Source organism: Streptomyces sp. NPDC056738, assembly GCF_042790435.1.
Classification (GTDB): domain Bacteria; phylum Actinomycetota; class Actinomycetes; order Streptomycetales; family Streptomycetaceae; genus Streptomyces.
This window is the reverse complement of record NZ_JBHTZF010000003.1, coordinates 535629-546250: the sequence shown is the minus strand read 5'-3', so window position 1 is coordinate 546250 and position 10622 is coordinate 535629. Positions and strand designations below refer to the sequence as shown.

9 protein-coding genes and 1 pseudogene are annotated in these 10622 nt (G+C 66.5%); 6 read left to right on the top strand and 4 right to left on the bottom strand.

The window, feature by feature from the left end; all coding sequences use genetic code 11:
- The coding region (locus tag ACFRIC_RS10040; RefSeq protein ID WP_382782212.1) for a tetratricopeptide repeat protein at positions 1-1992 on the bottom strand (1992 nt) is incomplete at its 3' end.
- Between the two features lie 14 nt (positions 1993-2006).
- The gene (locus ACFRIC_RS10035; RefSeq protein WP_382782209.1) at positions 2007-2414 is read right to left on the bottom strand and encodes a hypothetical protein; all 408 of its coding nucleotides are present in this window, start codon (positions 2412-2414) and stop codon (positions 2007-2009) included.
- 656 nt (positions 2415-3070) lie between these two features.
- Here ACFRIC_RS10035 and ACFRIC_RS10030 point away from each other — a divergent pair.
- Together ACFRIC_RS10030 and ACFRIC_RS10025 are read left to right on the top strand one after the other, a co-directional pair.
- Positions 3071-3451 carry a hypothetical protein gene (locus ACFRIC_RS10030; RefSeq protein WP_382782206.1) on the top strand — a complete coding sequence of 127 codons (381 nt, stop codon included), beginning with the start codon at positions 3071-3073 and terminating at the stop codon, positions 3449-3451.
- A complete protein-coding gene (locus tag ACFRIC_RS10025) occupies positions 3448-4191 on the top strand; it encodes a hypothetical protein (RefSeq protein ID WP_382782203.1) in 744 nt (247 codons plus the stop codon). Before ACFRIC_RS10030 ends, ACFRIC_RS10025 begins: the two co-directional genes overlap by 4 nt.
- 101 nt (positions 4192-4292) lie before the next feature.
- On the opposite strand, the gene ACFRIC_RS10020 is transcribed toward ACFRIC_RS10025, so the two are convergent.
- Positions 4293-4994 (bottom strand): HAD family hydrolase, encoded by a 702-nt coding sequence (locus ACFRIC_RS10020; protein ID WP_382782200.1) that lies wholly within the window; start codon positions 4992-4994, stop codon positions 4293-4295.
- 4 nt (positions 4995-4998) lie between these two features.
- Complete coding sequence (locus ACFRIC_RS10015) at positions 4999-5808, bottom strand: winged helix-turn-helix domain-containing protein (protein WP_382782197.1); 810 nt, start codon at positions 5806-5808, stop codon at positions 4999-5001.
- A gap of 171 nt (positions 5809-5979) precedes the next feature.
- Here ACFRIC_RS10015 and ACFRIC_RS10010 point away from each other — a divergent pair.
- From ACFRIC_RS10010 to ACFRIC_RS09995, 4 genes and pseudogenes are all read left to right on the top strand, one after another.
- Positions 5980-6318: pseudogene (locus ACFRIC_RS10010) on the top strand (RRQRL motif-containing zinc-binding protein); the annotation flags it as partial.
- 79 nt (positions 6319-6397) lie between these two features.
- On the top strand, positions 6398-7972 hold the full coding sequence (locus tag ACFRIC_RS10005; RefSeq protein ID WP_382782195.1) for a hypothetical protein: 1575 nt from the start codon (positions 6398-6400) through the stop codon (positions 7970-7972).
- 1 nt (position 7973) lies between these two features.
- Complete coding sequence (locus ACFRIC_RS10000; protein ID WP_382782192.1) at positions 7974-10037, top strand: hypothetical protein; 2064 nt, start codon at positions 7974-7976, stop codon at positions 10035-10037.
- Positions 10038-10226: 189 nt separating this feature from the next.
- Positions 10227-10535 (top strand): hypothetical protein, encoded by a 309-nt coding sequence (locus ACFRIC_RS09995; RefSeq protein WP_382782189.1) that lies wholly within the window; start codon positions 10227-10229, stop codon positions 10533-10535.
- Positions 10536-10622: the final 87 nt, after the last annotated feature.

The window sequence follows — 10622 nt, the reverse complement described above, 5'->3', positions numbered from 1 at the left end:
GTCCGAGCCCAACACCCGGATGCAGTCGGGCAGCAGCGCGGCGAGCTCATCGACCGCACCCTGCACATCCCCCGCCTCCCCCCGCCACCGGGCGAGGTTGCCCCGGGTGATGAGGGTGTCGGGGTTGTCCGAGCCCAACACCCGGATCCAGTCGGGCAGCAGCGCGGCGAGCTCATCGACCGCACCCTGCACATCCCCCGCCTCCCCCCGCCACCGGGCGAGGTTGCCCCGGGTGATGAGGGTGTCGGGGTGGTCCGAGCCCAACACCCGGATGCAGTCCGGCAGCAGCGCGGCAAGCTCGCCGACCGCACCCTGCACATCCCCCGCCTGCCCCCGCATCACGGCGAGGTTGTGCCGGGCAGTGAGGGTGTCGGGGTGGTCCGAGCCCAAGCGGTGGCTGATGATGTCGGTGAGGGTGAGGTAGTAGTCGCGGGCGGCGGTGAACTGCCCGGTCTCGCTGAGGCTTGTGCCAGCCTGGAACAGGACAGTGTGGGTGCCGGGGTCGTAGAGGGCCGGGGCGCTGCCCTCGTGCAGGGCGGTGGCCTCGTGCAGGGCGGTGGCGTTGGTGCGCAGGGTCTGCTGCAGGACCGGGTCGTGGCCGTGGCACGGCCACAGGGCCAAGAGGGCGTCGGCCGCGCGGCGGGCGAGCGGGTGGCACTGCTTCTCGGGGGTGGTGTCGCGGACTGCTCGGGCAGTCAGAGCGTGGATGCGTACCAGTCCAGGGCCCCCGTTCTCACCGGGGGGTTGATGAGTAGTCAGGCTGTAGCGTTCCAGCAGGAGCAGGCACGCGCGTACCTGGTTTGTGTGCGCCTCGCGCAGCCCGGGAATGCCACAAGGGATGTTGCGGGACGTGCGCGGGTGAGTCAGGCGCTGCCACCACCGCGGACCCGATCCGGTCAGGGCGGCAAGTGCCTTGGGATCAGTCCACAGGGCGGCGGGGGAACCGTTGGGGTCCAGCCGAGCAACGATGTCCAGGACTGCGCGGGCCAGGCCAGGGCGAGCCTCTTGGGCCTTCACGGCGTCGAGGTTGATGAGCATGGTGGTGTGCACGGCCGGCGCATAGCCGTCAGCTCCGTCGCCGGGCAACACTTCGGCCAGCTTCCGGCCGGGTTCGGCCAGCATCAGCGCGTAGGCAGTGGGGGTGGTGTCGCGGTTGTTGTCCAGGTAGGCAGCCGCATGCGACAAAGCCAGCGGCAGCCGCCCCAGCCGGTCGGCGATGGACGCAGCTGGGCACCGGCAGTCGCTACAGGCGCCGGGGTGATCAGACAGTCCGGGGGCACGCTGGTGCAGGTAGGCGTGGGCCTCAGTCTCGGTGAAGACGTCAACGTCCACGCGGGTGCGTCCGGCAGCCAGGGCCTTGCGCTGGCGAGTGGTGGCCAGGACCCAACCACGAGGGGTCGGACGGGGCCACCAGTCCAGCACCTGGTCTAGGTCCTCGACGTCGTCGATCACCACCAGCCAACTGCGGTCGGTGGTCTGCAGCCACTCCAGCAGGGCCCGTGCGTCGGCTCGGTCGTCCTCGCCGTGCGCGCCCGGAGCCTGGATCCGTGCCGCGGCCTTGGCGAAGTCCGCGATCAGATGCCCCGTTCCGCCCTTGGCCGTGGTCCACACCGCCAGGTCCGCGTCGGAGTCCAGGTAGCAGGAGGCGGCTAGTTGGGACTTCCCGACCCCACCCTCGCCCACCAGCACCCGCCCTGACTCGGCCGGCTGCGTGAGCACCACGTCCTGGCCATCCTCGCGGGCCGCCTCCACCAGCGCCCTCAGAGCGGGCCGGGGCTGGAAGGAGGACGCCAGCGGAGGAACTGCACCCACCCGCAACGGCCACGACACCTCAGGCAGGACATTGTTGTTGACGGTAATGCGGTTGACCACGCGCGAGCCCTGCGCGAGCGCGGAACCCGAAGCGTCACCGCCGACCGCGACCTCTCCAGCCCGGACATTCCGGCGGCCCTTAAAGCGGCGCACGCCGTCTGCGCCGTCCTTGCCACCCACGCCGGTGCCCCTGCTCAAGAGCGGGTTCTCTTGGCGCGCTCACCCAGCGCCGCGTCATTCGCGTCGCCGCCCACGGCGATACCGTCCGGCCCGGACTCCACGTCCACCGGTCCGCCACCCCCACCGGGCTCACGAACGGACGCCGGCCCGACGACTTGTGCATCCTGGCCCAGAGCAGCACCGTTCGCGTCACCGGCGATCGCCATACGACCACCCCGTACCCGTCGCGTCGACCCGGGAGCAGTACGGAAGAACGCCACGACCGACACCACCAGACTTGCCGCCGACAGCACGGCCCCCACCACTCCGGCTACCTGCGATGCCTCGTTCAATCGGCCCATCACCAGCATGACCACCAACCCTGCCGTCACCAGCAGAGCCGCCACCGCGCACACACCGGAAACCCAACGAGCCACGACCACGCCCCCCAAACTCCCCAGCACCCCAAAACCGGGCACCATCAACACAGTCTCCCAACACCACCCAGACAATGTCAGCCACATGGAGCGTCCCGACGGAGTAAGACCGAGGGCCACAACTGAGACTCGGAACCTCCGTGTGGGCCCGCTCACTCACCCGCCGTCGCATCCGGTAACGCAAAAACCCCAGGTCATACATGGCGCGACCTGGGGTTCGATCGAGCCGCCTTCGGGATTCGAACCCGAGACCTACGTATTACAAGCTGTCCGGGCTTGTTCCGTGGTGGTACAGAGACGTTCACCGATGGGCTCGCCTTGCAGGTCAGGCGAGGTACCGGACGTCTACGGACGAGTGCAGACCGGGTCGGATTGGCCAGCGATCGAGACTAGAAAAGAGACTGGCCCCAACCGCCCGGCCCTCGAGGATCGAGGCGCATCAACCGAACGAGCCCCTCTACGGAGCACGTGACAGGCCCCTCTCTCGTCGGTCCAGGACCTCGTAGTCGGCATGAGAGCTAGCGCGGACCTCGCCCCGCGCGCTTGGTTGTCCGCGACTGTTGATGTCACGAGCAGGGGAGTCAGCTTGGCAGCCCCACCGATCGCTACAGGTTTCGCACTTCCCATCTCAACACCGGACTCAGCCTCTTAGACTCCTCGCCGTGCAGGATGAGTTGCAAGTAGCGGTACCGGGCGCCGACGGACTCCTCGGGCCAACAAGGGACGCTCTGGAGAGGTCTGTAACGCTGTACGGCGAAGGACTCCTTCGCGAAGCACAGCGGCTTGAGTCCCTGAACCGCGCCAACGCCGGCCCCGCGCAGGTGACCGTCCGGGACGTGCAGGACGCTGAGATCATCCTACGGAGAAACCTCATACCGCCGAAGAAAGACATCGTCGCTCAAAGCCTCTGGATCACCGCATCGCTAAGTGGGATCGCGACAGGATGGTTTGGCAACCAAACCCAATACACTTGGGGAATCATAGGCCTTTTCGTCACCGGAGCCATAACCGTAGTGAGTGGATTGCTGGGGTACCTAAAATGAGCAGCCCTGAAGCCCCCCGGAATCCTACGCTTTCCCCAGCAGCAAAGGCCGCCCTCGATGAAGCGGTGCGCGAAATCGGCGAGGAAATCTCTCTGCGCGCAATGACTATCGCAAACAGGGGCGGCGACGAAGAAACAATCGTTAGCGTTCTAGACATCGCTGCCGCTTTGGAGCAGAGGTCTATACTCGAAAAAGAGCGATCATCTGTAGCTCGCACCCTAAACGGCGCAAGTATCCTTTATGGAATTATTGGCCTCTCCCTGGCAATCTATCTAAGTGTGACCGAATCCTCGTCTTTCCAACCACTGCCGCTACTGACAGGCATGTTTATCGGTGCGGCCACTCCGGGAATCGCAGTCCACATCAGCAAGCGGCTCAAGTTGCTCCCTCGCAGGAAGCGACGGAATGACGCCGTGCGCGGTCAAGAAATGCTTGAAATCTTGCAGATCTGGCTAGAGGTAGAATCTGCCATCAGAGTTTCTTTCGGTAGGCAATACGGTGAGTCACGCGCCTCGGCAACCGTAAGCTTCATGCTGCATAAGCTAGCGATTTCCGGTGATCTCGACGCTGGCACCATTTCAGCTATCGATCGCCTAAGGAGCGCCCGCAATGATATCGCACACGCGAGAGCGCACAATCTCTCGAAACGAGATTTTGAAGATTTGCGACGCGGCGCCCGTCGCGCACTCGTCACGCTTCAGCGCATAGACTTGAGGAAGAAAGAGAAAAAATCTCTGTAAGGCCGACGGGGACAACTGTGCGATTTTAACCCGTCCGGATATCCCCGTCGGTTGCGCGAATTCCAGATTCGCTGAACCCGTCTGACACATGGGCGTTTGCCTTAGCCAGCCGGCCAGCGATGATTAAAGGGGCGATCCCCCCTGAGCGCGTCCGCGAGAAGATCCATGGATCCAATTACCGCGTCAGCCCCGGCTTCGGCCAGGGAAATACTCTTGCCAGCCCGATTGGCATATCCGATGGACATCGACCCTGCTGAAATGGCAGCCTCAATATCGGTCACCGAGTCCCCCACCAGCGTGCAGCCTTCCAAAGACACACCAAGACGAGAAGCGGCGATTCGAAGCGTGTAAGGTGATGGCTTCATTCGATCCGGCTCATAAGTAGGGCGTCCCACAATGTCTTGCACAAGAGAAGTTAGATTGTGACGCATAAGGAATTCCCTCACGCACTCAACAGAGTTGTTGCTCACGATCACAACGTCGCGCCCAGACACCCTGGCTGCTTCGAGCGATGCGACACACCCGGGGGTAGGGTCTCCCGCAGCCTTCACCGCCGCGATTTCAGCCTCAACTAGACGATCCTCTACAGCACGTAGAGCACTCTCCCCTGCTTGAGGCGAGAGACGGAGGGCGTCCATGAAATCGAGGCCCTCCATCTTTTTCGAGAGTTGCACGCTAAACTCGCGCATCACATCGACAAGGTTTTCCGCAACTTCTGAAGATGGAATACCAGAGAAAACTTCACAGACAGGTCCGTCGAAGTCGAAGAATACACTTCGGGTAGCTTCGATGATACCTGTCATCCCTTTACTCTCCATCGGGGTTGAAATCCCTCCCAATCGTGGTCCACACACTCTCGAACCACATCTTGGCCTGATCAACCTGCTGGGCCCCGCTAGAGGATTCACCCTCGTTTATCGAGTAGTGAAACAGAGTGGCATCCGGCCCGATAAGGTCAAAGATCTCGACCGGATTCCCCTGCACGACCACTTTGTTAGGTCGAATCGGGTAGTACCCGAAGAAGGCATCTTCCTCGTTAATCACGTAGAGCTTAAAAAATTGCGTTCCGCTATGAACGCGAACTGAGACCTTCGTTTCTGGCACCAGGCCGAGGAGGCTGAGTTCGTGCACCTGGTTGGCAATCCCGCGGGTGAATCCGACCATCAAGTCGTGCATGCGCATACGGAGGCGTGGATCATCCTCGCCGTCACTCTTCCGAACCGGGGCAGCCTGAGGCACCGCCATATCTGGCACCAAAATGCGGATGTTGATGCTGACTGGAGTGAGGCGACCCACTCGAATCTTGTCGATCGGGTCCTGTAGAGCGGCATGCAGCGTCTCACTTGAGAAGCCAGCGAAGTCGATAGACACCTTCCGACTCGTGAAGGCTTGCTCCACATAGGGGCGGAGGCCGGCGGGCCGCTCAGTCCGATTCCTGACGTACACCCCGCTCCCCTTACGGGATACAACAAGCCCTTCGTCCTCAAGGTCACGTAGCGCCCGCTGGATCGTCGCTCGGGCGAAGCCATACAGCTCAGTCAGCTTGTTGTGCGAGGGAAGCCTTTCTCCCGGAGCCAACTTCTTCGTGCGAATGGCCGCGCCGAGACTGCTCGCCACCTGCTCATAGGGTGGCCGACTGTCGTCTGGGTCCAACGGCTTCCGGTCACTCCGGGAGGGTGAGAAGTCGGTCCGGCAGCTTGCCGAGGACACCGGCTGGTCTGTCGGCTGGGTCGCCGCCCGGATCCACGAGCGGGCCGAGGAGAACGAGTCAGCTGAGGCTGTCGCCTGATGGCCGCAATACCGGTCTACCCGTGGCGGCTCGCTCCGGACGGTCTGGCCACCCGCCGCCAACTCCGAGCCCGCGGGCTACGGCCGGGCGGGCAGGAGGTCGCTGGGCAGATCGAGCGGCCTCGCTACCGGCGCGGGCCGCTCGTCGCCTACCTCTACCGCATCGACGCAGCCAAGCCTGTCCGCCCAATGACCCCGGCGAAACAGGCCGCGCTCGCCAAGGCGAACACCGCGCGCCGTATCTGCCCGGAGTGCCGGCGGGATGCCGGATACGTCATCCCCGCCGCGCTCGGTTCGTGCGTGCCCTGCGCCTACCCCAACGACGAACAGCGTGCCGCTCAAGCCCTGTTGGCAGGCCCGACCGGAAGGACCTCTCACAGCCCGGGTCGGGCCCTACTCCTGAAGGAGTGCTCACAGCATGACGGAACTCAGCACCGAGCCGGTAGTAGCCCCGGCTCCCCCGACCACACCGCCCCCGCCGCCCGAGAACGCGCCCACCACGGCCGATGAGCCGAAGGAGGTAGACCACACGCCGGGTGGATGGCCGGTCGTCCCGCTCACCCTGTCTGGCGTCAACGGCAGCGTGGGCGCGGTGGCCGCCGCGTCCCTGGCCGGCGGACCCATCACCGCAGCCGTGGCAGCGACCGGCATGGTCGTTCTCGGCACGCTCGCCGCCACCCGTTTCCACAAGCCCGACCCCCGCCGCGACGCCCGTCGCACAGCGGCCCGCCACGCCGGCCAGTCCGCCGCGCGCAGTACTGGACTGCGGAGCTCCGGCGCGAGCAGCCGCGGAAGTACCGGTAGCCGCTCGGGAGGCTCGCATGGTGGTCGTGGCGGTGGCCGGACGGGCAACATGCCCGGCCAGCACCGCCGCACCAACAACACCGCGGCCCGCCACGGCGCCACCAACGGCGGAACGGGTCTGCGCAAGTCTGCGCACGGCCCGGCCAAGCACAGCGCGGGCAACAGCGCTGCGGGCCGGTTGGGGCAGGTCAAGGCGCTGCGGGCAGCGCAGAAGGATGCCGCGGGCTCGCGCGGCGGGCAGCGCAGGCAGACCAGCGACGCCCGGCGCGCGGTCGCCGACGCGCGCCGCAACGCCAAAGCCAACCTCGGCACCAACCGGCCCAACAAGCGGCCCGGTCCCGCCGGGCGCCTGATGGGTGGCACGGCCCATAAGGCCCGCGCGATGCGGGACGCGGCGATCGCCAGGCAGCGCAACAAGCGCGACGTGAGGACTGGCGGCACCGTCGCTGCACAGCGCGCTGCGGTGCGTAAAGGGCCGGCCCGCCGGGCGGCCCGGCAGGCGCTGCGCCGGTCCGCGGCCCGCTTCCACGGCCGCCGCCTGCTCGCCGCGCTGCTGGCGCTTCCGGTCGGGCTGCTCGGTCTTCTGACCAGTCCGATCGGCCGAAAGCTGCGGCTGCCGTGGCTGATCAACCCCGGCAGGCGCCTGTACCGGCGTCTCGTACAGACCGCAGCAGACCAGCGCGCGGCCCGGGATAAGTCCGCCCGCGAAGCACAGCGGGAGCAGGAGGCTGCCGCGGATGCGGAAGCGGTCAAGGACGGCACGGACGGTGTCGCGGGTGAGGTCGAGCGTTCCGCGGCCACGGTTCCCACCAGCATGAACAGCCCTGTGAGTGAAGGAGAGTACGTGTCCGGTTTCCAGTTCGAAGAGGCCGCCTCCGAGATGGAGCAGGCCGCCAACTCCTACGAGCCCGAGAACGCCATGGAGATCCTGGCCATGGTCGAAAACCTCCCCGCCGCCCTCACGTCGGTGGCGAACGTGATGAAGATCCTCGCGGAGCGCTCCGACTCGGAGTTTCCGCTGGAGAAGGAGGTAGCGGACGGGTTCAGCGACATCTTCGGCGCGCTGATGAGCGCCGTTGCGGTCGCGGAGGACATGGGGCCGCTGTTCCGGCAGGTCCACGCACAGGACATCGCCCGGCACGAGGACCCGCGCAACGGTCCCGAAGCTGAGAAGGGTTGGAACGTCTGAGATGAGCACTGCCACCGCCAAGAACCAGAGCAGTGGCCCGGTGCTGGACTGGGCGGCCGGTCACGGACCCGTGACCGGCGCCCTGTCGGCCACCACCGGAGCCTTCGCCGTCGCCACCACCGGCGCCGCCACCGGCATGCCGCCCGGCTGGGCGCTGACCGTCGGCGCCGCCGGCGCGCTCGGGCACACCGTTGCCGGTCTCCGGGTCCGCAACGCGGGCCGCACCCTCGCCTTCAAGGCCGCATCGTGGCTGGTCGGGGCCGGGTGGACCACCTGGGCCATGACCACCGGCCCACTGTCCTGGGCCGCTCTCGGATCGCTGACCGCGCTCGGGGTGGGGATGGGGGCCGGTGCCCGCTCCGTCGCCCTGTACGAAGAGGCCCGCGAGGACGAAGCCATCGCCGCAGAACAGCGCGCCATTGCCGCGGAGTTGTCCGCGGAGCGGCGGGCTATTGCTGCGGAGTGGGTCGAGCGGATCCAGCGGATCTGCCACATCGCCGTGCGCGTGGTCGGGGTGGAGAAGTGGCAGACCGGCGCCGGTTACTCCCTGGACCTCGAACCACAGGGCGGCATCACCTACGACCGGATCGCCCACCACTCCGTGGCCCTGTCCGCGGACGCGAAGCTGCCGCACGGCTGCACGGCCACCGCCGGCCCCGGCATCCACCAGGGCCGCACCATCCTGGACGTCACCACCGTCAACGTCCTCGCCGACGAATGTTCCTACCCCAGCGACTACGGGCCGCTCTCCGTCCTGACCGGGCTGCCGTGGGGCGTGCGAACGAACGGCGAAACCGTACCCGTCTTCCTGCGCGAGCAGTGCGCGTTGGTCGTCGGCCCGACCGGATCGGGCAAGACCAACATGATCCACACGATCCTCGCCGGGTTCGCCCGCGCCGAGGACGTCCTGACCTGGGTCATCGACCTCAACGCTGGCAGTGCGGGACTCCCGTGGGTGCTGCCGGCACTGAACGGCGAACTCACGCGAGAGGACGGCAAAGCGGTCCGCCCCGGGGTCGATTGGCTCGCCGGGACGCATGAGGAAGCCCTCGCCATGCTCGATGCGGCGCTGGCGATCGGGCTGCACCGCAAGAAGGCCTACCAGGACGTCCTGTCCAAAGCGAACACGGACAACCTGCCGATCAGCCCGCGGATCCCGCAGATTCTGCTGGTCATCGATGAAGGTGCGGAGATCCTGGTCAGCACGGACCGGCACATCAAGGAACTCGCGAAGAAGATCCTTGAAGTCATCCGGATGCTGCGCGCCATGGGCATCCGCACCGTCCTCACCGCCCTCGGAGCAACGGGAAGCGTGCTGGGCAACCTGATGATCCGCCGCGAAGGCAAGGTCCGCGTCGCCCTGACCGGCGGGGAGATCGAAGGCATGGACCTGGGGAAGATGTTCCCCGGCCGCCGCGGACTGCGCGTGGACCAAGCCCCCTACCAGGGAGCCGGGTTCATGGGCACCCCAGAGTCCCCAGCCGCATTGTTCAAAGCGTGGCGGATCCTCCCCAACCAGATCCGGGAGATCACCGCCGCAACATCCGACCGGCACCCGCGCCTGGACGATGTATCCGCCAAGGCCGCCGGAGCGGCGTACGCGCGACGCTGGGACGCCGATCGCACCGTATGGATGCGCGACCTCAGCCTCGACAGCGACGCCGACATCGAGCCGCCCGCGGCAGGTGGCGGGTTGAACCTGTCCGCGCTGCGTGCCGAGTCGAACGCAGCGGCGCAGGAAGATGAGATCCTGCGCCGCTTCCGAGCCGAGATCGACGCACAGTTCGCCACCACACCCGACCCCAACGGGGATGGGGCGGAGCGGCCCGCCGGGCTGAACCTGTTCGCGCTGCGGGGCGAGCCGGGCCCGACGTGGCTGCCGGCCGCGCTGAACGCGATCAAGGCAACCGGCACGCAAGGGATGAAGCCGTCCGCGGTCGCGGACCTGGCAGGCAAGGACCGCAAGACCGTCCGGGCCGCGCTCCAGGCCGCGGTCGAGCGGGGCGAGTTGGTCTACCGGGACAACGGGCCGCACTCGGTCTACGTCCACCCCGACCACGCCTGACCGTCCGTCACACAGTGCTACCGAGTAGTGGGTAGTGGGGCGCACCCCACTACCCACTACCGGCCCCTACTGGGGTTTCACGGGTATTGAACTGGGCTTCCCCACTGAGGACCCCACTACCCACTACCCAGTAACCCCCCACGCTCCTGTCACGCAAAGTCACCGAACCTCGTGTCAAAGGAGACCGCCATGAACCACAACCACCCGCCCGGACAGATAGCCCCACACATCCCCGCAGACGTCTTCCAGCACGCACAAGCGACCGGACAGCCGGTCGTCTTCGTCGTCCAGAACACCCCGCCCGCCTTCCCTTGGGGGCGACTGCTGATCCCGTTCGCGATCGCCGGGGCCGCCGCCCTCGGCACCTGGGGCGTGGTCCTCGCCATCGCTTGGCTGATGGACGTAGCCGCGCACACCGCCACCGTCATCGCCGGCACCGCCGGACCCATCGGAGCCGGCGGCATCACCTTGAAACTCGCCCGCGGCAAGGACACCTAGCTACGCCAAGGGCGGCCCCTCCCTCTCGCCAAAGAAGCGGGGCCGCCCTTGCCAACCAGCACCGACAAAGGAACTGGAGACCTCCAG